A 21,122-nucleotide genomic window follows, 5' to 3' on the forward strand; every position below is an offset into this window, starting at 1 on the left:
GATGGATGAGCGGCTAGACCGTGCCCCTTGTGGATATGTCACCATTACAAGTCGGGGGGTTATCACGTACGCAAACCAAGCATTTCTTGACATGGTCGGTTACAGTAAAGATGATGTATTAAACCATCATATGGAATCGATTATGTCGATGGCTAATAAGTTTCTTTTTCATACCTATTTTTACCCGTTTATTCAACTGTACGGACATGTAGATGAGATGTATTTAACGTTGAAGTCCAACAAAGGAGAGAATGTCCCTGTTCTGCTAAATGGGAAAAGTGGTGAAGGAAATCAAACAGAGCTCATAGAGTGTGTATTTGTAAAGATGAGCAGACGAATTGATTACGAGAAAGAAATTCGCAATGCCAAGAGAGAAATGGAGGAAGCGTACAGAGTTAAAAATGAGGCACTTGAAAAATTAGAGGCATTGCACTGGGATATTGAGGCAAAACAAGAAGAACTCATAAGGTTAAATGCCAAATTAGAGAGCCTGGCAGTAACAGATACTTTGACTGTACTGAAAAACAGGCGTTATTTTATTGACAAGCTGGCTTCACATATTGAAAGCTTTCTTCTCTCTAAAGTCCCTTTTTCACTCCTTATTATGGATATCGATCATTTCAAAAAAGTGAATGATACATATGGCCATCTTGCTGGGGATCAAGTGTTGAGGGAATTTGCACAGATAATAAAGGAACATTCGAAAGAAACTGATACAGTAGCTCGTTACGGTGGAGAAGAATTTATCATTCTTTTGCCAGAGGCGGATGAGGCGCAATCTAAGCAAGCAGCTGAAAGGCTAAGAAAGAGTATAGAACATGCCTCCTGGAGCCATTGTCCCACAACAGTGAGTATCGGTGCAGCTACCTTCACTCCCGAAGATACAAATATTTCTATATTGGCCAAAGCAGATAAGGCTCTATACACATCTAAGTCTAAAGGGCGAAATCGTGTCACACATTTTGCAGATATAAAAGAAAGCCTTTAATTATCAATATATGAGAGAATTTCTTTTTCCTGCTGCAGGGTTACATTCGTTTTTGATGCGTTAAAGCCACTTTGTGGGCGGTACACAGGTTATCTTGTTATCCCTAAGCACGTTATTCATCCGTGTCTAGGGATTTTTTTATGATAGGGCGTTCCGAGCAAAGAAGTAGAATTTAACATAAAAATAGCATGTAAATGATTATTTTCCGATACAATGTAATTATTCAGGAAAATGGAAAATAATAAAAGGACTAATCTGCAGAATCGCAAAGTCATTGACCGATATTAGATCAACCGTTTGGAAAAGCATTAGGTTCTCATACTCATTAAAAATGCATGATAAAGCTCTTTAGTTAAAGTAAAGGTTAACATTTATTGAAAATAGACAACTTATGCAATAATCATGCCACTATTATGTTACATTAGAGTGTATACTAAAGGGCTAGAAAGAATAGACTGCTGGCTTTGTCTATTAGTTTTCTAAAGAGATTAAGCAAGGAGAGAGTGTTCATTATGAAATCCATTACGATTGAGGATATAGTCCGTCGGTTTTCATTAGAAGTATTAGCTGGAGAGGATCAACTGCACCGAAAGATTGAAAAATCTCCAACGCAGCGTCCAGGTTTGGAGTTCATTGATTATTTTGACTTTTTTCCAAGTGGACACGTCCAAGTGCTCGGCACCAATGAAATCAATTATTTACATAGATTAAGCGACAGTGAAAGCAAGCTGCGAATTGGTAATATTGTTAAATATAATCCCCCTTGTATTATTGTTACTGCTCACGAAGAGGAATTAATGTATTTGCCGCAATATTGTACCGAGGAAAAAATTCCTTTGCTTCGTACGGATGCATCTACCTATGAGTTTGTTGGAAAATTAGATGCTTATTTGACCAAGACGTTAGCACAAGAGATTGCTGTGCATGGAGTTTGTGTAAATGTCTCGGGAATCGGCATTTTGCTTCGGGGCAAATCAGGAGTGGGAAAAAGTGAAACGGCCCACACGTTGATCGGCCGGGGGCATCGGCTTGTGGCGGATGATATTGTCGTACTCAAGAAACTGAGCCCGCAAACGCTGCTTGGCACCCACAATGAGAAGAATAAGGAATTTCTCGCCTTGCGCAGTGTTGGACTATTAAACGTTGTGCGTCTATATGGGAGAAAAGCTTTTCAGGAAGAAACAAGGATTGCACTCGATATTGAGCTGACAAAGTGGCAAAATAATTCATTGAATAATGAGCTGGAGGTGGAAGCGAAGTTTACGGAATATATGGGAGTTCGCGTTCCTCATATTCAAATTCAGCTCCAGCCGGGCCGCGATGTGGCTGGATTAATTGAAGCAGCGGCGAATAACTGGTACCTTCAACAGCAAGGATACAGTGCAGCTGAGGAGTTTATGAAACGGATTCAATCGGAGTTCACTGAAGAATAACAGCGTTGCAATAAAGACAGACACGTCCTTTTTCAGGTACGGCCTGTCTTTTTTCTTAATCAATTTGTGTCTTACGAGGAGAAGATGAAGAAATAATTATTCTTCATTATCGGGTTGCCCGGATTCATTGCCTCAAAAATCCTTGGGAACTTAATTACCAGGGAACTGGCGGCAGAGTTTAAGCTGCTCGTTCATCCTAGCGATTAGAGAGGCTCCAACGCCAAATTCAACGAATCAGCAAAGATGAATTCCATCTATCTAATTTTATCAGGAATACCGGAACGACTGCGACAAAATGATAACAGTAAATGAAGGAGGAACGTACATGACATGGACAGTGAGAAGTCCCGCAACAAAGAATATCATTGGCGTATTGGAGGAAACATCTGTAGAACAAGTTGATATGTTCTATGAAAGCGCGAAGGGAGCTGGCTTAACTTGGGCTGACTTGCCAATTTCAGAGAGAATTCGCTCGCTTCGAAAGCTGCGGCTTCACATTCTGGATGAATTGGATCATATCGTGAAAGTGATTAGTGACTCCACGGGAAAAGTGGCTGTGGAAGCATTAACAACAGAAGTGATGACAGTCGTTGATTCAATTTCGCACATTGAAAGAAGAGCAGCTGCCGCGTTAAAAACAAAAAAAGTTAAAACGCCCCTGATATTTATTGGAAAATCCTCTTATATCGAATATAAGCCACGGGGAACCGTATTGGTCATTTCCCCGTGGAACTTTCCATTCCAGCTTTCTATGATTCCGATCGTTGAAGCGCTCGTTGCCGGAAATGCGGTTATTTTAAAGCCATCCGAGATTACACCGATGGTTGGTGTATTAATTGAAAGCTTATTTAAAGCGGCTGGCTTTCCCCGAGGTCTATTACAGGTAGCGCATGGCGGCAAGGAGTTAGGAGCTGCGCTTATAGAGGGCAAGCCGGATTTTATTCATTTCACGGGCTCTGTCCGAACAGGGAAAATCATTCAGATGGAAGCAGCTAAGCAATTAATTCCGACGCTGCTGGAGCTTGGCGGTAAAGACCCGATGATCGTTTGTGCCGATGCAAATATGGAAAGAGCTGTACAGGGGGCTATTTGGGGAGCCTTTACGAACAGCGGCCAGGTGTGTATGTCTGTTGAGCGGGTGTATGTGGACAAGTCAGTCTATGAAGAATTTGTTGATCGTTTAGTTCAGGCAACGCAATCTTTAAAGCAAGGGACAGCTTCTGACAGCGATGTTGGTTCGATGACTTTTCCCCAGCAAACAGCCATTATTAAGGAGCATGTGACAGAAGCGATCGAAAAAGGAGCAGAACTTATTGCTGGTGAGCACCCAGATCAGTGGGCAGACGATCAGATGTTCATTAGACCTATGATAGTAACGAATGTCAATCATGATATGGCCATTATGCAGGAGGAAACCTTTGGGCCTGTCTTGCCGATTATGCCATTCGAGACAGAGGAAGAAGCTGTTTCTTTAGCTAACGATACCCGCTTTGGCTTGAATGCCAGTGTCTGGACGGCCGATGTAGAACGAGGCAAGCGCATTGTCTCCCGGCTCGTATCAGGCAATGCAGTTATTAATGATGTAATCATTACAGTAGCCAATCCTTATCTTCCTTATGGAGGAACGAAAGAGGGAGGAATTGGCGCGTATCATGGGGATGTAGGCATGCAGAGCTTTTGTGTTCAAACAGCCGTTATGGTGGACAAGGGCCGTAAGAAAAAAGAAGTGAACTGGTACCCTTATGAAGGAAAGTATGAACTATTTGTACGCCTGATTCGCAGCTTTTGGGGAAAAAAAAGAAACTGGGGCGAATTCTTAACGGTCTATCGTCAGCTTTTGAAGACCGGAAACCGAAAATAATACGGATGTAAAGGAGTGTTGATTCTTGGCTGAACAATGTAAGTTAGCTACATTTGCAGGCGGCTGTTTTTGGTGTATGGTATCACCGTTTGATGAACAACCGGGAATTAAAGAGGTTGTCTCCGGTTATACGGGTGGCCACACAGAGAACCCGACGTATGAAGAGGTATGCTCTGACACAACGGGTCATTACGAAGCGGTACAAATCATGTATGATCCTGCAGTTTTTCCTTATAAAAAATTACTTGAGCTGTTTTGGCATCAAATTGATCCAACTGATGCGGGCGGACAGTTCAATGACCGGGGATCATCCTATAGGACGGCCATTTTTTACCATGACAAAGAACAAAAAGAATTGGCGGAAGCTTCGAAAGCAGAATTAGCAGCAAGCGGCCGTTTTCAAAAACCGGTCGTGACAGAGATTCTGCCGGCGAGGCCCTTTTACCGAGCTGAAGAAAAGCACCAGCACTATTACAAAAAGAATGCCTTCCACTACAATCTTTATAAAGAGGGGTCCGGGCGAGCAAAATTTATTCGTGAAAACTGGAAAGATCAAAAAACAGATGAGCAATTACGGGAAGAACTCACTCCTCTTCAATACGAGGTAACAAGAAATAATGCGACAGAGCCACCATTTCATAATGAATATTGGGACCACACGGAAGAGGGAATCTATGTGGATATTATTTCAGGAGAGCCTTTGTTCAGCTCGACGGATAAATATGACGCGGGCTGCGGCTGGCCAAGCTTCACGAAGCCCTTGCGCCGGATAGAGCTAGCAGAAAAACTTGATACGTCTCATGGCATGCGCCGGATTGAGGTGCGGGCAAAAACATCTGACGCTCATTTAGGCCACGTCTTTGATGATGGTCCTGGTCCTGACCGCGCACGCTATTGCATTAACTCGGCTGCTCTCCGTTTTGTGCCAAAGGATAAGCTTGAAGAAGAGGGCTATGGAGAATTTAAAAGCCTGTTCGAATAAGAGAAGTTCCTTTATTGGCCACTTCTGTTTGTTGATCCACCAATTCTGCATCTTTACGGATCAATGACGCTTATGTACTCGCCACAAGAGCCAATTTATTGGTCCGTTCAGCAGATTGACAAGCGGTATTCGTTTGAGTGAATCATATCGTCCGCTTTATAATAAAGAAAAACAGATCGGGGAATGGCAATGAATGAAAAAGAATACGATCGCTTGCTAAAGATTCAGACAGGCGGCACATGGGAATGGCTATATCAGTCAATTCACTATAATCGTTATGAGGCAACCCCCTATGAGGCCATCGATGAGCTTTTTCGGGAGTATGAGGTGAAAAGAACAGATGGAGTAGTTGATTTCGGCTGTGGAAAAGGGCGTTTACTATTTTATATCCATCATCGTTTTCACGCTCGGGTAACAGGGGTTGAGGTAAACGGCCAGCTTTACCAGGAAGCACTTGAAAATCAAGCCGATTATATGAAAAAGAAGAAGAGGTCGGATCAATCTATTCGCTTTGTATGCTGCGCAGCAGAGGAGTATCAGATCGAAAAGGCAGACAATCGGTTCTACTTCTTCAATCCTTTTTCGATCCAAATTTTCATGAAGGTCGTCCATCATATCCTGCACTCAGTTGAAGAGCATCAACGGTCTGTTGATATTGTCCTTTACTATCCGACAGCGGAGTACATCCAATTTCTTGAAGTGTATACTCCATTTCAACTGGTGAAAGAAGTGAGAGTGCCGGGTCTCTATAAAAAAAATGACAATGAACGTTTTGTTATTTTTCATTATGGAGGATCTAGTCTATAGGTAAGAGAATTGGGAAAACAATTGACAATCACCAATATTTAAATTATTCTGAATAAAAATAGCGGATGACGATTGTGGGAGAGTGCGAGCAATAAGCCACCGAAGGAGCAAGTTCCAAAAAGGCCCTTGGAATTAATCTCTCAGGTAGAAGAACCACAATGGGACGCACCTCTGGAGAGCGCGTTTAAGTACGCCACCAAAGGGGAAGGCCCTATTGAAGATAGGGTTAAACTCTCAGGTAAAAGGACAGAGAAGGGATTGTACCCTTTTCTGTCCTTTTTTGCGTGCAGAAAAAGGGAGTGAGCAAGACAAGGTGTATAACTAGAAAACGCTCGCAGAAGGAGGGAAGGATGATGATTACATTAACAGGACCGGCGATGAAGCAGTTAAAAGCAATGATGCTTGAAGAAAAGTATTCTCCAAGAATTGATGCTGATGTAGCTGGTGGATGTGGAATATCGGTAAGGTTTGCCCTTACATTTGATGAGCCGCGCCGAAATGATAAGGTGATTGATTGCAATGGGGTGCAAATTCGCATAGATCGCTTTACTGAACGTTATCTCGATGCTGAAACACATATTGACTATACAAAGGAAACGGGCTTCTTAGTTGGAGAAAGCTTTGCCTCAAGTGATTGTGCGATCGAATAGCTTTTCGTTATACAAAGAATGGCGTTTAAGGATGGGGGAAGAATTTTGCATAAAAAGGGGAATACTCATTATTTTAAATTGTTAGTTACTTGTCCAGAAAAACCGGGCATTATTTCAGCCGTATCTAATGTATTATTGGAACATAAAGCAAATATCGTTCAATTTGACCAGCATACCACGAATCCTAAAGATGGCATTTTCTTTATGAGGGTTGAGTTCGATATGGATGAGAAGGGCTCTGCTATTGATGAGCTGGAGCAGAGATTGCAGGAATTATCTGAATCCTACCCAATGGAATGGCAATTGAGAAATAAAGAAAAATCAAAGCGGATGGCGATTTTTGTTTCTAAAGCAGACCATTGTCTCTTGGAGCTTCTTTGGCGCTGGAAATCAAAAGAACTCCCGGTTGAGATTCCAATGGTTATCAGCAATCACTCTGATTTAAAAGAAATAGTGGAAAGCTATGGCATTCCTTACTATCATATCCCGCTTTCTCATGAATCGAAAGAGGAAGCTGAACACAAGGCGATGGAGTTAATGGAAGGAAAAGTCGACTTTATTGTTTTGGCAAGATATATGCAAATCCTCTCTCCTAGTTTTATAGCCAAATATCCAAACCAAATCATTAATATTCACCACTCATTTTTGCCGGCATTTGTAGGGGCAAATCCTTACGTCAGGGCTTTTAACCGCGGAGTGAAGTTGATTGGGGCGACTGCTCATTATGTAACTAATGAGCTTGATGAAGGGCCGATTATTGAGCAGGATATCTTGCGAGTCAACCACCGCTACACAGCAGAAGATTTGAAGATTGCCGGTCGTCATGTGGAAAGAAGTGTCCTTGCAGAAGCCGTTTCCTGGCATGTGGAAGATAAAGTTATCGTTCACGGCAATAAAACAATCGTGTTTACGTAAGCCGGATGATAGCCAATCAACTCCTGTTAGATGTTACTTGCATCATCTTGGCAATGATATGTGTGGGACTCTTTTTAGTGAATAAGCAGAGAAGAAGAACGGGTCTTCTGCAAGTCATTTTACTTATCTATGCTTTAACTGTTTTGATTACCTCGCTGTTGAATCAGTGGTGAAGGGTTAGAAAAGAAAAAGCTTAACGGGCCGGCAGCCCATCAAGCTTTTTCTTTTCAGAAGATCATTAGCTTTTTTGCCGTAAATACTTTTTATCATGCATAAATAGCCTCCAAAAATAAATAAAGCCGGGAAAGAGAATAACAAAGCCGGCAATATAAGTGGCAAATACGGCCATAAAGGAGTTAGGATCGGTAAAACCGGACTGGATAGTCACATTGGGGTAAACCATATATGGCAGATGGGCTTTGCCGTACACATAACTGGCAATGAAATATTGAGTCGTAACTGCTACAACAGCAAGCCTTGGCATTCCCCGTACATCTTTCTTTGAAAATGAAGGAAGAAATAAACCGAGCCCTCCAATTAAAAAGAAGCCAAGTGACACAAGCAGCAGAGGCAGATCTTCCATCATACGCGTATATAACCATGGTGTTTCTGCCCTTAAAGTGAGCATAATGGCAAAGGCCATCAGTAAAGAAATTGGCCCTAAAATTCTTCCATCTCTCAAGTACACTTTGTAGGCTTCCTCTTCATTGGATGTCTTGGAATAATCGGCTAACAGCAAGGATGATAAAAATAAGGTGCTGCTAATGGCAAATCCAATAAATGCATATTCACTCGGACTCGTAAAAAGCTTTTGTAAATTCAAAGTGGGATGTCCGCCTTTATAATCGATAAATGTGCCGTGAGTGATAGGTAAGACGCTGATTAACAAGCCCGGAATTAAGATGCCGGTAATACCTGAGACATATGTCAGTGGCTTTTTATATTCTACAGCAATGTTAGAAAAGACTAAGAAGGCGCTTCTGACGGCGAGCAGCAGCAAGATAATGCTGCCCGGAACGAGTAAAATTGTACCAAGTGTGTAAGCTGCCTTCGGAAATAAGCTGTACACAGCCACAACCAAGGCAACGATAAACGTGTTCGTCACTTCCCAAGTAGGTGACAAATAGCGGTTGGCGATATTCGTTGCTCTTGTCTTTTCACGATGTATATAAATCATTGACCAGAAGCCGGCGCCAAAGTCCATCGTTGCCATGATCGAGTAAATAAATACAAATCCCCATAGAATCGTAATAGCAATCAGCTCATTTGGCATGAATCACGCCTCCTGTATAGTTAAATAGCATGGCTAAGCTCCTTTCTCGGCCTTCTCAAGATCATCTAATTCAGTGTTCTTTCTAAAGAAATACAGCAGCACCATGACAACCGTAATGCCTAACAGAACGTACACAAAAAAGAATAGAAGAGAAAGAACGCCCAGGTTCGTAGCGGTTGTAACCGATTCGGCTGTTGCTAACACACGATAAATCACCCATGGCTGTCTTCCTGAGCAAGCGAAAATCCAGCCGCACTCAATCGCAATAACAGCGAGAGGACCAGATAGAACTAATAGCCACAAAAACCATTTCGGAAATCGGTCTTTCTTCAGAAACTTTCTCCATACGATCCCGGCTAACGAAATAAGAATAAGCAGTGAACCGATCCCTACCATGGCATTAAAGAGAGTATGGATAAACAATGGCGGCCACAGTTCTTCAGGAAAGTCGTTTAACCCGACAACAACGGTATCAAAGCTGTTGCCTGCCAGAAAGCTTAGCAGCCAGGGAATTTCGATGGCTCCCTTGATCGTTTGTGTTTCCCGATCGGTAATGCCTCCAATCGCTAAAGGAGCATGTGATTGTGTTTCAAACAGCCCCTCTGCAGCAGCTAACTTTTCAGGCTGGTACTCATGTAAATATTGAGCGGACGCATGGCCATTAATCGCCGTTAAGAAAGAGAAGATCCCTCCTAAAACAAGGCTGACCATCAATGCTTTTTGATGAAAAAGATACACTCTTGAGCCGTGCTTATTTCGCATCATTTTAAACGCTGCCACGGAGGCAACGACGAAAGCGCCAACGACATAGGCGGATAGGGCGACATGGCCGGCCGTAACAAAAAAGCTTGGATTAAAAAAAGCTTCCCATGGATTAATATCAAAGAACTTTCCATTTTCATAACGAAAACCAGCGGGTGTTCCTTGAAAGGCGTGCACATTTGTAATCAGTACGGCAGAGGCTAAAGCTCCCAAGGCGACTAGTATTAAGCTGACAATTCTCATCCACGGAGCGATTCTCTCGGCTGCGTAGACATAGATAGACATGAAGAGGGCTTCAACAAAGAAAGCATAAATTTCAATTTGAAACGGCAGCGGCATAACTTTTCCAATAATCTCCATAAATCCAGGCCAAAGAAGGGATAACTGCACACCGGCAATTGTGCCTGTTGGAATACCAACTCCAAGTAAAACAGCAAACGTTTTTGTCCAGCGCTTGGCCATCACTACGTAGTCCAGGTCTTTCGTCTTTTGATAGAGCAGCTCTGCTGTTAAAATCATGAGAGGCAGCCCCACCCCGATGGTAGCGAAAATAATATGAAATGCCATAGTCGTTCCAAATAAGGAACGTGCAATCAGTAAATTATCCATTCTGTATTCCGTCCTTTCTTTCTGCCCCTATCATTACCAATAGAGAGAAAGAATATGTAACCATTATTGGGGCAAAGAAAAGCCTCCTCATCAGACAATGAGAAATAAGGTGCCTAGTGTCTGAAAAGCAGAGAGTCCCTATCTCATTAATAGAATAAACAAATCATTTTAAAATAAAATAATTAGATGTTAAAATAGTTTGGTAGGGACAAGTTAATCATTAAATGAATCGGTGAGAAAATAGCTGGGAAGCATTAAATAAAGGAGTGAAAGACATGGGACGAGTAGAAGGAAAAGTAGCTCTCGTTACAGGGGGAGCTTCAGGAATTGGCTTATCAGCAGCTTCGTTAATGGCCAAAGAAGGAGCAAAGGTTGTTATTGCTGACTTTAATCTCGAAGGGGCCAAAGAAGCAGCTGAAAATATAAAAAAACAAGGTGGAGAAGCAGCAGCTGTATTTTTGGATGCTTCTAAGGAAGATTCTATTCAAGCGGCCGTTGATTTTACAGTCGAGCAATATGGAACAATTACTGTTCTTTTTAACAATGTCGGCTTAACAAACCTTCATAAAGATTTAGATGTCATAAACATAGATTTAGAAGAATGGGACCGCTTAATGAACGTCAACACAAAAAGTGTATTGTTAGGCAGCCGATTTGCTATTCCTCATATGATTAAAGCGGGAGGCGGCTCCATTATTAACACGGCTTCCATGGCGGCATTTGCTGGCGACGCTCTGCGCTCTGCCTATGGAGCTTCTAAAGCTGCCGTTGTAAATTTGACAAGATACATTGCAGCACAGTATGGAAAAGATGGCATTCGCTGTAATGGAGTGGCCCCAGGGCTGATTTTAACTCCTGCAGCTAAAAACAATATGCCAGAAGAGGTGCTGAATATTTTCGCTAAATTTAACGCCCTGCCATACCATGGCGAGGCGGATGACATTGGTTATACGGCTTTATTCCTTGCTTCTGATGAATCTAAATTTATCACAGGACAGACAATCCAAGTAGAAGGTGGGCATTATATCTCTAATCCAACGATGCCTGATTTCAATCAATTTGTAGAGCAATCACGTTCTAAATAAGAGCGTTAAGAATAGATAAAATAACCAACATAAAGCTGGCTGAAGTTTGTAAAAAACAGCAAAAAGCCCATTGAGTCTAAGCTATTCAGACTCAATGGGCTAAATTTATGCTAAACACGTGATTACTTTTTCAGCAGCAAATACATAAAATAGGGAGCTCCAATCAAAGCAACTATAATGCCAGCCGGGATACCGTCGGGATCAACAAGATTGCGCCCGATCGTGTCTGCAAGCAGCAATAGCCAGCCGCCAATGAGAATGGCAACAGGAATAAATAGCTGATTTCTAGGACCGACCAAAGCTTTGGCAATGTGAGGAGCCATTAATCCGATAAAGGAAACCCCGCCGGTCACAGAAACGGCTGAAGCAGCAAGTGCTACTGCTGTTAAAAGCAGCGTGAGCCGCTCTTTTTCAATTGCTACGCCAACACCGATAGCTACTGGCTCATTTAAGGCAAGGAGGTTAAGCCGATTCGCTTTATATAATGAAAAAGGAATAAGTACGACTAACCACGGAAGGAGTGCCCAGACAAATGGCCAATCAGTGCCCCAAATATTGCCGGCCAGCCACTTAGCGATAAAGTCTACTTTTGAACGCTCAGCGGATGAAATAAGGACAATCATCAGCCCGGAAAGCGCCATAGCAAAACCAACTCCAACAAGTACGAGCCTTACCGGCTGCAGACCATTGCTTTTGCTGTACGAGAAGGCATAGATAAGGCAAGCAGTTAATAAAGCTCCGGCAAAAGCGACGAGAGGCAGGGCGTAAACGAACGACCCGGCTTCGATTGGAAAGAATAAAAAGAAAACAGCGATCGCTACACCTGCACCGGAGTTAATGCTGATAATGCCGGGATCAGCTAAATCATTACGTGTAATGCCCTGTAGAATAGCTCCAGACAAAGCGAGTGCCATTCCTGCTAACAATGTAATAACAATACGCGGCAAGCGAATGGAAAATAAAATAAACTCTTCCTTAAATGTGCCCTGGCCAAGAAGGGTTGGAATAATCCGATCATAGGACAGGGAGGCATACCCCATTCTTATACCAATGATGACGGTGATCATAATAAAGGCAAATAAAATCCATAAAATCATGCGCTGTTTTCTTACTAAAGCGGGCTCGATCATGAGAACATACTGCCTCCTTTACGTACGATCAACAGAAAGAAGGGCAACCCCATTATGGATACGATAGCAGCGACCGGTGTTTCGTACGGAGAGTTAATTGTGCGTCCGAGTGTGTCAGCGACAAGCATAAAAGCAGCGCCTACAAAGATGGATATGGGAATAATAAAGCGATAATCTGTTCCGACCACAGCCCGTACAATATGGGGGATCATTAAACCGATAAAGGCCATGTTCCCAACAAGTGCAACAGCAGCGCCTGCCAGCAGGATAATAGCAATAAAGAGTGCTATTTTGACAAGCAGCGTCTTTTGACCTAGACCAACGGCAACTTCTTCACTCAAGCTTAAAATCGTCAACTGCCTGGAGAGCAAAAGTGAAATGAGGAGGCCGATTAAAATAACTGGCACGACAAGTTGAAGCTGGTTCCAGGATGTGCCGATCATGCCTCCTGCTGTCCACATAGATACATCCTTTGAGATTTTAAAATAAATGCCTACACCTTGTGCGATAGCATATAAGAATGCTGAAACAGCGGCGCCCGCTAGTACAATTCGTAGAGGGGAGAAGCCCCCCTTTTTAATCGCACCAATACCAAAAACCATCATAGCCCCGGCAGCTGCTCCGATAAAGCAAGCTATCATAATCGAGAGATAGTTTGCCGAAGGAAAAAGAGCAATAGTTATCGCGAGAGCGGCATTTGCTCCGAATGTTAGCCCTAACAGCCCTGGGTCTGCCAGTGGGTTTCGTGTCATCCCTTGCATAATAGCCCCCGAAACAGCTAATGCCGCTCCGACAAAGATAGCTGCTACTTCACGCGGCAGGCGGATTTCACGAATCAGGGAAATATTTTTGCCGGAGGCATCGGAGGTCAGTGCCAGCCATACTTCCTTTACGGACGTATCAGCTGCCCCAAATACCATCGCTATAACAAAGGTAATGATCAATAAAAGCACACTGACTATGAACTTATAAATAAATAAAGTAGAACGTTGATTTTCTTTTTTCATCCGTCTCTCATCTTTTCTTTTGTGAAATAAGGAAAGGGAATTCTTGAATAAGAACTCCCTTAATGATCATTAGTTACCAAGAAAGCTTTTAACAAAGTAGTCTAATTGTAAATCTAAAGTAATTGGATCATTAAAGTAGAACTCTTTTGCATTCACTTCAAGCACGTGATTGTTTTTCACAGCCGGGATGTTTTTATACGTGTCTGTTTCCTGGAATGAATTATCGGTATCTGGGTTTTTGCTAAAAACCATATAATCGCCAGCAAATTCAGGTAAAACCTCTAAAGATAATGCATAGTAGCCGTCTTTTAAAGCCATTTCTTTTACTTTCTCTGGCATTTTCAGTTTCATTTCCTGATAAAGGATTTCGGTACCGCGACCCCAGTTATCACCGAATACGTAAAGCTGTTTATCGAAGTTTTCAATAACAGAAACGGTTGTATCTTCACCAATTTTCGCTTTAATATCTTTTCCGGCAGCTTCAGCGCGTTTTTTAAAGTCGTCAACCCAAGCCTGTGCTTCTTTCTCTTTGTTGAGCAGTTTACCGATTTCTACATGTTGAGTTAAGTAATCTACTTTTCCGTATGTATAAGTGACAGTAGGAGCAATTTCTTTTAACTTATCAATATTTTTAGTAGTAGATAAACCAATGATTAAATCGGGATTCAACTCAATAATTTTCTCAAGATTTTCCTCTGACACTTCTTCCACATCTTTAAGCCCTTTCTCAAAGCGTGGGTTCATTTTTGACCATGAATCGACTCCTACAAGGTTAACGCCTAGAGACATGACGTTGCCCGCAAATGATTGAAGAACGACCACACGTTTAGGATGGGCAGGAACTTCGACAGGTCCATTTTCAGATTGATACGTGATCGTTTTCGATCCTTTTTCATTTGAATCTGAGCTTTCCTTTTTCTCTGTTGCTCCGCCGCTGCAGGCGCCAAGAACAAGCGCAATTAGCAGGACAAATGAGATGAGTATTTTTTTCATGTTTATTCTCCTTTTACCAAGTTATAAGTAATACAAATAGGTTTGTTTGTTCGGGGATCCCGTCCAATGTCGGCATCAATATGAAACACTTGTTTCAGCACCTCACGTCTCATGACTTCCTCGCAATCTCCAACTTTTACAATTTCACCGTTTTTTAAAGCAATAATATGATCAGCAAAACGGGCAGCTTGATTTAGGTCATGAAGGACCATAACAATTGTGCGTTCCTGTTCTTTATTCAGCTTTTGCAAAAGCTCCAGTACTTCCAACTGGTGGGCCATATCTAAATAGGTCGTCGGTTCATCAAGGAAAATAATTTCTGTTTCCTGAGCAAGAGCCATGGCAATCCAGACACGCTGACGCTGGCCTCCTGATAGTGCATCCACCGGCAGGAATTTAAAGTCCTGTGTTCCGGTAACCTCAAGGGCCCAATCAATGACTTCATAATCTTTTTTCGTCAAGCGCCCAAACCCTCTCTGGTAAGGAAAGCGTCCATAAGAGACTAATTCACCGACTGTCAGGCCGCTTGCACTCTCGGGTGTTTGTGGAAGAATCGCCATTTTTCTGGCGAGTGCCTTTGTATTTTCCTTTGCAATATTTTCTCCATCTAAAATGACTGTTCCCGACTGATGAGAAATAATCCGGGTGATGGCCTTTAATAAGGTGGATTTACCACAGCCATTTGAGCCGATAATCGTTGTAATTTTTTTATCGGGAATTTCTACGCTCAGCCCTTTGACAATTAAGCGCTCGCCATAACCTACATGCAAGTCATCTGTATAGAGACGAATCATAGCTTCACTTCCTAAAATTTGTTGATAATGATTATCAATATCGTTTATATGCTTACTATAATTGCCCCTTATTCAGTTGTCAATGGCTATTTTCGTTGTAAAAGCAAGAGAAAAAGGTTATATTAATTGATAATGATAATCAATAACAATTAGTTGCCAAGGGGTGAATGGGAATGGAAAGAGCAGAATTGTTCGATGTGACGATTATTGGTGGCGGACCAGCAGGTCTTTATTCAGCGTTTTATAGCGGGTTAAGAGAAATGAAAACAAAGCTGATTGAGTATCAGCCCCAATTAGGAGGAAAGTTGCATGTTTACCCGGAAAAGATGATTTGGGATGTGGGGGGTCAGCCTCCTATACCAGGGGCAAAATTAATTGAGCAGCTTGTAGAGCAGGGGTTAACATTTAATCCGGAGGTCGTATTGAATGAGAAAGTAGAGTCAATTACCCGGGATGAAGAAGGAATCTTTATGTTACATACGGCTTCCGGGCGAAAGCATTTTTCCAAAACCGTGATTGTCGCTGTCGGCGGCGGAATATTAAATCCGCAAAAGCTTGAAATTGAAGGGGCAGAAAGGTTTGAAGTGTCTAATTTAAACTATACGGTTAAATCTTTGAAACGCTTTAAGGATAAAACGGTCATTATTTCAGGAGGCGGAAACTCGGCGATAGACTGGGCGAATGAATTAGAGCCTATCGCTAAAACGGTGTATGTAACTTATCGAAAAGCAGCGTTAAATGGACACGAGGCACAAGTGACACAGCTGATGAATAGTTCGGCGATTTGTTTTTTCCATACGTCCATTACAAAGCTGATTGCCTGCAAAAATCATGAAGTGATTGAACGGGTTGAGCTTACCAATCATCAAACAGGCCAGATCGCATATTTGCCTATTGATGAAGTGATCATTAGCCATGGCTATGAGCAGGACAAGACATTTCTTGAAAGCAGTAAATTGAATATTGAAAGAGCAAATGAGTACTTTATTGCCGGCACCGCCGCCAGCGAGTCATCGGTAGAGGGGCTTTATGCTGCCGGGGATATCCTAAAACATGACGGCAAGGTGCATTTAATCGCCGGAGCTTTCCATGATGCAGCGAATGCAGTCAACAAAGCAAAACAATTTATTCAGCCAGGTGCTGCAGAATATGGGATGGTATCCTCGCATAATGAGAGGTTTAAAGCACGTAACAGAGAATTAGTGAAACAATTGGTTAAATAATAAGGAAACCTCCCTTTAGTGGGAAGTTCCTCTTTATCGTTGCTTAAAAAAACACTGGGATCCATGGGACCATCAAAAGAGTAATAAGTGCAGCCAGAATCATAGATAAACTGGAAATGGTCCCTGTAATTGAACTAAACTCAAAAGCCTTTGACGTGCCGGCGCCATGTGCTCCTGTACCAAGCAGGACACCTCGGGCAATTTCATTTTCGATCCGAAAAAGCTGAATAATAATTGGGCCAATAATAGAGCCGAGCAACCCTGTCATAATAACAAATACAGCTGTAATTGCTGGGATGCCGCCAATGCTTTCAGAGACTCCCATGGCAATAGGAGTAGTGACAGAACGAGGAATAAGGCTATCAACAATTTGTGTGTTTAAGTGCAGTACTTTAGCAATAGCCATAGATGAAAAGATAGCTGCAATTGAGCCTGACAGCACACTGATGATAATTTCAGCTGCATGTTTTTTTAATATATTGAAATACTTATAAAGCGGAATGGCAAACGCAATCGTTGCTGGTTCAAGCAACCGGCTCAGCCACTGTGCTCCCATATCGTATGATTCGTAAGATGTGTGTGTCAAAAATAAACAGCCGACAACGAGTACCGGCACTGTGAGTAGGGGAGACAAATACACTTTTGGCTTCCGTTTGTAACACCATTTAGCTCCCCAATACAAACATATAGTAAAAACGAGACTATAGAGAGCGATCATGATGAGTGTCTCTGCTCCTTCCTTTCAGCAATTTTTTTAGCTGTTAGCCCCGTACAAGCCATCACGATGGCTGTGCTTAGAACGATCACTAATGTGACATAAAGGCCATCATTCATTAACACATTTTTATATTTTACGATTCCCACAGCAGAGGGGATGAAGAACAATAACAACTCGGCAAGAAGCCAATTCGCCCCTAGTTCAACCCACTCAATCCGGACGATCCTCGTTTGCAGCAGAATAAACAGAATGAACATGCCTAAAATACTTCCTGGAATTTTTAAATGAAGCCAGTTAACGAGCTGGTCCATGCCTAGAGAAAAGGCGCATAAGAGGATGATTTGAACAATGCTTTTAAGGAAAATCCTCATGTCATTTCCTCCCTTCAAAGAAAAGTGTACTTCATCTGCTTTCATAGGTAAAATGCATATATAGAATAAATGGCATTCCTTTTATCTATAGCTAAAAAGGAGAAGGAAAATGGATATCCGGCATTTACAATATTTTTTAAAGGTTGCCGAGCATAAGAGTTTTACAAAGGCAGCTGAGTCTTTATATATTACACAGCCAACGATTAGCAAAATGATTAAGAGCATTGAAGAAGAGTTGGGAGTTATATTGTTTAACCGTTCAGGCAAGCAGATCGAATTAACAGATGCCGGGCAAGTTATTTTTGCTCAGGCACAGGATATTGTTCATTCGTTTCATCATCTCTCAACAGAGTTGGATGATTTAATGAATTTAAAAAAGGGCCGTATCACTATTGGTCTGCCTCCAATGATTGGGTCTAGTTTTTTTCCTAAAGTATTGGGGAAGTTTCGTGAACAATATCCGGATGTCGTGATTCATCTTGTAGAAGACGGAGCAAAGAAGGTAGAGGCGGATGTGGAAAGCGGTTTGCTCGATATTGGGGTGGTGCTGTCGCCAGCAAATGAGGCATTGTTTCATTCCTTTTCACTCGTAAGAGAAAAGGTGATGCTGCTCGTTCACCCGTCTCATCCACTAGCGGAAAAAGAAAAAGTAACTTTGGCAGAGCTGCAGCAGGAGTTTTTTATTTTTTTTCGTAAAGATTTCGCCCTCCACGACCGGGTGATTGCAGAATGTGTACGAAAGGGGTTTCAGCCGCAGGTCATATATGAAAGCTCGCAATGGGACTTTATTAGTGAGATGGTAGCTGCCAATCTTGGCATTGCCTTTCTCCCGGAACCGATTTGTCGGGAACTAGATAAGGAGAGAATTCGGGTTTTGCCGCTTGTAGATCCGATAATTCCTTGGCATCTGGTAATGATTTGGCGTAAAAATCGGTACCTTTCGTTTGCAGCGCGTGAATGGCTGAGATTTACTGAAGATTTATTTGGAGGCAGGAGCGATTGACTGCTCCTGCTCCTCCAAGGAGTAAGTAAGAAACAAAAGCTGGCAGGGGGCCGGTTTAATGCTCTTCCAGATTATTTAAGGATACGTGTTGTTCTTTTTCCGGTTCATCCAAAGGGTAGATTCTGGCTGTTTCATTCTGTTCATCTACGTGTTGGATGTAAACAGGCACTCCCTGATAGGTCACATTTATCATAACAGGTGAAGTAGCAATTTCTTTGGCACGCTGTTTGTTCATGGGCTGGCCTCCTTATAATTTACTTCTTTTCTAATATTGGCATGAAGCTGATCGTATATTCTGTGTTTTGCCACAGGCTGCTATTATTTTAGAATAGGGCGTTCATGAAGCTGCATGTTAAAATGTAAGCACAAAATGTTTGTTCTCAAATAAGGGAATCCATTTGAAAAGGTGGTTATATGAAAAAATTTATTGTGGTCGGTGCAGGAATTTTAGGAGCATCAACAGCGTATCACTTGGTGAAAGCAGGAGCGAAAGTCACTGTTATTGACCGGCAAGATCCTGGTCAAGCAACGGATGCGGCAGCCGGTATCATTTGTCCATGGCTGTCTCAGCGGCGAAATAAGGCCTGGTATGCGCTTGCCAAAGGAGGAGCGGCGTACTATGCTTCGCTGATTGATCAGCTTGAAAAAGACGGGGAAACAGAAATAGGATATCAGCAAGTGGGAGCAATTAGCCTGCAAACGGATGCCGGAAAACTCGAAAAAATGAAAGAAAGAGCACTGAAGAGGCGGGAGGATGCGCCAGAAATCGGTGAGGTCTGTCTGCTTACTTCTGCTGAAACGTCCGCCTTATTTCCGTCCTTATCGAAAGACTTTGCTTCTGTGCATGTGGGCGGGGCAGCGCGCGTGAACGGTCGTGCCTTGCGAGCGGCGCTTCTGCGAGCGGCACAAAAGCAGGGCGCTGTACATATACATGGCTCTGCGGAGCTGATGAAGACAGGCAGTGAAATCACCGGCGTACGAGTAAAAGGCAAGGAGCACGAGGCAGACAGTGTAATTGTAGCAGCCGGAGCATGGGCAGGTGAATTATTGGCGCCGCTTGGATTAAGTTTTCAAATCACCTCCCAAAAAGCCCAAATTGTTCATCTTCAACTGGAGAACACGGAGACTGGGAGCTGGCCGGTTGTTATGCCGCCAAGTGACCAATATATTCTTGCGTTTGAGGAAGGACGGATTGTCATTGGCGCTACACATGAGGAACATGAAAATTTTGACCGCCGTATTACAGCCGGCGGCTTACAGGAAGTTTTTGATAAAGCCTTATCTGTCGCACCAGGGTTGGCTGATGGGACATTTGTGGAAGCACGCGTTGGCTTTCGCCCTTTCACGCCGGGGTTTCTGCCGGTGATCGGGAAGGTGCCAGGCTTTGAAAATCTTCTTCTTGCCAATGGTCTAGGTGCTTCTGGATTAACAGCCGGACCGTTTCTTGGCGCACAGCTTGCCAAACTTGCTGTTGGTGAAGCCGTTGATATTGATTTACAGCTGTACGATGTAGCAGGAGCCATTCATTCCTAGGCTGCTCTTTTATCCAAAATCTTCTTTTTTAAATTAGCCAATCCCGGGTATAACACTAATGACGAAGCAACCAGGGGAGGAAGCAGGATGAAGTGGAGAGGAAGAAGGGAAAGCTCCAACGTTGAAGATAGAAGAGGAATGAGTGGAGGAACGCTCCTCGGGGGAGGAATCGGCGGTTTGATTCTTATCCTCGTCTTTACTTTTCTCGGCGGCGATCCGACGGATTTGATGAACAGTCTGCAAACGACAGATAATAATAACAGCGGCTCTTATGAAGAAACGGAGCAGGAGAAAGAGCGTTCAGAGTTTGTATCTGTTGTATTGGCGGATACAGAGGATGTATGGTCAGAAATCTTTAGGCAGGAAGGGTTGGTCTATAAAGAGCCGACGCTGGTTTTGTATACAAATAGTGTGCAATCCGCCTGTGGAACATCGAGTGCATCAGTGGGACCATTTTATTGTCCAGGTGACCAAAAGCTTTATATTGACTTAAGCTTTTATGATGAGTTACAGCAAAGATTCGATGCACCCGGAGATTTTGCGATGGCTTATGTGGTTGCTCATGAGGTAGGACATCACGTCCAAACGCTTCTCGGAACAAGCGACAAGATTATGCCGCTCCGGCAGCGTCTCAGCGAGGAGGAGTTTAACAAGTACCTGGTCCGCTTTGAGCTGCAGGCAGACTACTTGGCTGGTGTATGGGCCCGCCATGCTCAAGGAATGGGACTGTTAGAGGAAGGCGACCTTGATGAAGCACTAAATGCTGCAAGTGCTGTCGGCGATGATACCCTTCAGAAACAGGCGAGAGGATATGTTGTTCCTGAAAGCTTCACTCATGGAACATCCGAGCAGAGAAAGCGCTGGTTTTACAAAGGGTTTCAGTCGGGAAGCTTAGAGGGTGGAGATACATTTAACGCCCGCGACTTATAAAAGCATGTAACTGAAAAAGTTGTTTATGAAAAGCCTTGTGCAATGGGAAGAAACG

The 21,122-nt window shown here is 42.9% G+C and carries 21 protein-coding genes and 2 riboswitches; of the genes, 12 read left to right on the forward strand and 9 right to left on the reverse strand.

Features of this window, described 5'->3' with window-relative positions; translation table 11 throughout:
* The first annotated feature begins 1 nt into the window (after position 1).
* The 7 genes from ACH0BF_RS14175 to purU all read left to right on the forward strand — a co-directional run bounded on the left by ACH0BF_RS14175 (position 2) and on the right by purU (position 7,636).
* On the forward strand, positions 2-988 hold the full coding sequence (locus ACH0BF_RS14175; RefSeq protein WP_406909536.1) for a sensor domain-containing diguanylate cyclase: 987 nt from the start codon (positions 2-4) through the stop codon (positions 986-988).
* A gap of 512 nt (positions 989-1,500) precedes the next feature.
* Positions 1,501-2,421 (forward strand): HPr(Ser) kinase/phosphatase, encoded by a 921-nt coding sequence (gene hprK / locus ACH0BF_RS14180; RefSeq protein WP_120035620.1) that lies wholly within the window; start codon positions 1,501-1,503, stop codon positions 2,419-2,421.
* Positions 2,422-2,746: 325 nt separating this feature from the next.
* Complete coding sequence (locus tag ACH0BF_RS14185; protein ID WP_340851806.1) at positions 2,747-4,282, forward strand: aldehyde dehydrogenase family protein; 1,536 nt, start codon at positions 2,747-2,749, stop codon at positions 4,280-4,282.
* Positions 4,283-4,307: 25 nt separating this feature from the next.
* Positions 4,308-5,264, forward strand: coding sequence for a peptide-methionine (S)-S-oxide reductase MsrA (gene msrA / locus ACH0BF_RS14190; protein ID WP_340851807.1), 957 nt, complete (start codon positions 4,308-4,310; stop codon positions 5,262-5,264).
* A gap of 189 nt (positions 5,265-5,453) precedes the next feature.
* Positions 5,454-6,071, forward strand: a complete 618-nt coding sequence (locus ACH0BF_RS14195) for a class I SAM-dependent methyltransferase (RefSeq protein WP_340851809.1) — start codon at positions 5,454-5,456, stop codon at positions 6,069-6,071.
* Between the two features lie 65 nt (positions 6,072-6,136).
* A riboswitch (glycine riboswitch) is annotated at positions 6,137-6,237 on the forward strand.
* A 3-nt stretch (positions 6,238-6,240) separates the two neighbouring features.
* Positions 6,241-6,323, forward strand: a riboswitch (glycine riboswitch).
* Positions 6,324-6,421: 98 nt separating this feature from the next.
* Positions 6,422-6,721, forward strand: a complete 300-nt coding sequence (locus ACH0BF_RS14200; RefSeq protein WP_120035612.1) for an iron-sulfur cluster biosynthesis family protein — start codon at positions 6,422-6,424, stop codon at positions 6,719-6,721.
* A gap of 18 nt (positions 6,722-6,739) precedes the next feature.
* The gene (gene purU / locus ACH0BF_RS14205; RefSeq protein WP_340851812.1) at positions 6,740-7,636 is read left to right on the forward strand and encodes a formyltetrahydrofolate deformylase; all 897 of its coding nucleotides are present in this window, start codon (positions 6,740-6,742) and stop codon (positions 7,634-7,636) included.
* Between the two features lie 238 nt (positions 7,637-7,874).
* Here purU and ACH0BF_RS14210 read toward each other — a convergent pair whose 3' ends face one another.
* Positions 7,875-8,909 carry a cytochrome d ubiquinol oxidase subunit II gene (locus ACH0BF_RS14210; protein WP_120035608.1) on the reverse strand — a complete coding sequence of 345 codons (1,035 nt, stop codon included), beginning with the start codon at positions 8,907-8,909 and terminating at the stop codon, positions 7,875-7,877.
* Positions 8,910-8,942: 33 nt separating this feature from the next.
* Complete coding sequence (locus ACH0BF_RS14215; RefSeq protein WP_340851814.1) at positions 8,943-10,280, reverse strand: cytochrome ubiquinol oxidase subunit I; 1,338 nt, start codon at positions 10,278-10,280, stop codon at positions 8,943-8,945.
* Positions 10,281-10,555: 275 nt separating this feature from the next.
* On the opposite strand from ACH0BF_RS14215, the gene ACH0BF_RS14220 reads away from it, so the two are divergent.
* Complete coding sequence (locus ACH0BF_RS14220) at positions 10,556-11,365, forward strand: SDR family NAD(P)-dependent oxidoreductase (RefSeq protein ID WP_120035606.1); 810 nt, start codon at positions 10,556-10,558, stop codon at positions 11,363-11,365.
* Between the two features lie 122 nt (positions 11,366-11,487).
* Here ACH0BF_RS14220 and ACH0BF_RS14225 read toward each other — a convergent pair whose 3' ends face one another.
* The 4 genes from ACH0BF_RS14225 to ACH0BF_RS14240 all read right to left on the reverse strand — a co-directional run bounded on the left by ACH0BF_RS14225 (position 11,488) and on the right by ACH0BF_RS14240 (position 15,289).
* Positions 11,488-12,495: a FecCD family ABC transporter permease gene (locus ACH0BF_RS14225; protein WP_340851817.1), complete on the reverse strand. Its 1,008-nt coding sequence runs from the start codon at positions 12,493-12,495 to the stop codon at positions 11,488-11,490.
* Positions 12,492-13,502 (reverse strand): FecCD family ABC transporter permease, encoded by a 1,011-nt coding sequence (locus ACH0BF_RS14230; protein ID WP_406909537.1) that lies wholly within the window; start codon positions 13,500-13,502, stop codon positions 12,492-12,494. The genes ACH0BF_RS14225 and ACH0BF_RS14230 overlap by 4 nt, the downstream gene beginning before the upstream one ends.
* Before the next feature lie 69 nt (positions 13,503-13,571).
* The gene (locus ACH0BF_RS14235; protein WP_340851818.1) at positions 13,572-14,495 is read right to left on the reverse strand and encodes an iron-hydroxamate ABC transporter substrate-binding protein; all 924 of its coding nucleotides are present in this window, start codon (positions 14,493-14,495) and stop codon (positions 13,572-13,574) included.
* Positions 14,496-14,497: 2 nt separating this feature from the next.
* On the reverse strand, positions 14,498-15,289 hold the full coding sequence (locus ACH0BF_RS14240; RefSeq protein ID WP_120035598.1) for an ABC transporter ATP-binding protein: 792 nt from the start codon (positions 15,287-15,289) through the stop codon (positions 14,498-14,500).
* A 173-nt stretch (positions 15,290-15,462) separates the two neighbouring features.
* On the opposite strand from ACH0BF_RS14240, the gene ACH0BF_RS14245 reads away from it, so the two are divergent.
* On the forward strand, positions 15,463-16,512 hold the full coding sequence (locus ACH0BF_RS14245) for an NAD(P)/FAD-dependent oxidoreductase (protein ID WP_340851821.1): 1,050 nt from the start codon (positions 15,463-15,465) through the stop codon (positions 16,510-16,512).
* Positions 16,513-16,555: 43 nt separating this feature from the next.
* Here ACH0BF_RS14245 and ACH0BF_RS14250 read toward each other — a convergent pair whose 3' ends face one another.
* The gene (locus tag ACH0BF_RS14250) at positions 16,556-17,230 is read right to left on the reverse strand and encodes a CidB/LrgB family autolysis modulator (RefSeq protein ID WP_340851823.1); all 675 of its coding nucleotides are present in this window, start codon (positions 17,228-17,230) and stop codon (positions 16,556-16,558) included.
* Positions 17,227-17,601 (reverse strand): CidA/LrgA family protein, encoded by a 375-nt coding sequence (locus tag ACH0BF_RS14255; RefSeq protein WP_120035592.1) that lies wholly within the window; start codon positions 17,599-17,601, stop codon positions 17,227-17,229. The genes ACH0BF_RS14250 and ACH0BF_RS14255 overlap by 4 nt, the downstream gene beginning before the upstream one ends.
* A gap of 109 nt (positions 17,602-17,710) precedes the next feature.
* Here ACH0BF_RS14255 and cidR point away from each other — a divergent pair, with 109 nt between their 5' ends.
* Positions 17,711-18,604, forward strand: coding sequence for a cidABC operon transcriptional activator CidR (gene cidR, locus ACH0BF_RS14260; protein WP_340851827.1), 894 nt, complete (start codon positions 17,711-17,713; stop codon positions 18,602-18,604).
* Positions 18,605-18,659: 55 nt separating this feature from the next.
* Here cidR and ACH0BF_RS14265 read toward each other — a convergent pair whose 3' ends face one another.
* Positions 18,660-18,839: a small acid-soluble spore protein H gene (locus ACH0BF_RS14265; protein ID WP_406909538.1), complete on the reverse strand. Its 180-nt coding sequence runs from the start codon at positions 18,837-18,839 to the stop codon at positions 18,660-18,662.
* Between the two features lie 179 nt (positions 18,840-19,018).
* On the opposite strand from ACH0BF_RS14265, the gene ACH0BF_RS14270 reads away from it, so the two are divergent.
* Complete coding sequence (locus tag ACH0BF_RS14270) at positions 19,019-20,137, forward strand: NAD(P)/FAD-dependent oxidoreductase (protein ID WP_406909539.1); 1,119 nt, start codon at positions 19,019-19,021, stop codon at positions 20,135-20,137.
* A gap of 87 nt (positions 20,138-20,224) precedes the next feature.
* Positions 20,225-21,067, forward strand: coding sequence for a KPN_02809 family neutral zinc metallopeptidase (ypfJ, locus tag ACH0BF_RS14275; protein ID WP_120035584.1), 843 nt, complete (start codon positions 20,225-20,227; stop codon positions 21,065-21,067).
* Positions 21,068-21,122: the final 55 nt, after the last annotated feature.

It is taken from the genome of Pseudobacillus sp. 179-B 2D1 NHS (assembly GCF_045370945.1).
GTDB lineage: Bacteria > Bacillota > Bacilli > Bacillales > Domibacillaceae > Pseudobacillus.

Coding starts and splice junctions, on each gene's coding strand:
- ACH0BF_RS14175 (WP_406909536.1), top strand. CDS start 2: ATGGATGAGCGGCTAGACCGTGCCCCTTGTGGATATGTCACCATTACA.
- hprK (WP_120035620.1), top strand. CDS start 1,501: ATGAAATCCATTACGATTGAGGATATAGTCCGTCGGTTTTCATTAGAA.
- ACH0BF_RS14185 (WP_340851806.1), top strand. CDS start 2,747: ATGACATGGACAGTGAGAAGTCCCGCAACAAAGAATATCATTGGCGTA.
- ACH0BF_RS14195 (WP_340851809.1), top strand. CDS start 5,454: ATGAATGAAAAAGAATACGATCGCTTGCTAAAGATTCAGACAGGCGGC.
- ACH0BF_RS14200 (WP_120035612.1), top strand. CDS start 6,422: ATGATGATTACATTAACAGGACCGGCGATGAAGCAGTTAAAAGCAATG.
- purU (WP_340851812.1), top strand. CDS start 6,740: ATGGCGTTTAAGGATGGGGGAAGAATTTTGCATAAAAAGGGGAATACT.
- ACH0BF_RS14210 (WP_120035608.1), bottom strand. CDS start 8,909: ATGCCAAATGAGCTGATTGCTATTACGATTCTATGGGGATTTGTATTT.
- ACH0BF_RS14215 (WP_340851814.1), bottom strand. CDS start 10,280: ATGGATAATTTACTGATTGCACGTTCCTTATTTGGAACGACTATGGCA.
- ACH0BF_RS14220 (WP_120035606.1), top strand. CDS start 10,556: ATGGGACGAGTAGAAGGAAAAGTAGCTCTCGTTACAGGGGGAGCTTCA.
- ACH0BF_RS14225 (WP_340851817.1), bottom strand. CDS start 12,495: ATGATCGAGCCCGCTTTAGTAAGAAAACAGCGCATGATTTTATGGATT.
- ACH0BF_RS14230 (WP_406909537.1), bottom strand. CDS start 13,502: ATGAAAAAAGAAAATCAACGTTCTACTTTATTTATTTATAAGTTCATA.
- ACH0BF_RS14235 (WP_340851818.1), bottom strand. CDS start 14,495: ATGAAAAAAATACTCATCTCATTTGTCCTGCTAATTGCGCTTGTTCTT.
- ACH0BF_RS14240 (WP_120035598.1), bottom strand. CDS start 15,289: ATGATTCGTCTCTATACAGATGACTTGCATGTAGGTTATGGCGAGCGC.
- ACH0BF_RS14245 (WP_340851821.1), top strand. CDS start 15,463: ATGGAAAGAGCAGAATTGTTCGATGTGACGATTATTGGTGGCGGACCA.
- ACH0BF_RS14250 (WP_340851823.1), bottom strand. CDS start 17,230: ATGATCGCTCTCTATAGTCTCGTTTTTACTATATGTTTGTATTGGGGA.
- ACH0BF_RS14255 (WP_120035592.1), bottom strand. CDS start 17,601: ATGAGGATTTTCCTTAAAAGCATTGTTCAAATCATCCTCTTATGCGCC.
- cidR (WP_340851827.1), top strand. CDS start 17,711: ATGGATATCCGGCATTTACAATATTTTTTAAAGGTTGCCGAGCATAAG.
- ACH0BF_RS14265 (WP_406909538.1), bottom strand. CDS start 18,839: ATGAACAAACAGCGTGCCAAAGAAATTGCTACTTCACCTGTTATGATA.
- ACH0BF_RS14270 (WP_406909539.1), top strand. CDS start 19,019: ATGAAAAAATTTATTGTGGTCGGTGCAGGAATTTTAGGAGCATCAACA.
- ypfJ (WP_120035584.1), top strand. CDS start 20,225: ATGAAGTGGAGAGGAAGAAGGGAAAGCTCCAACGTTGAAGATAGAAGA.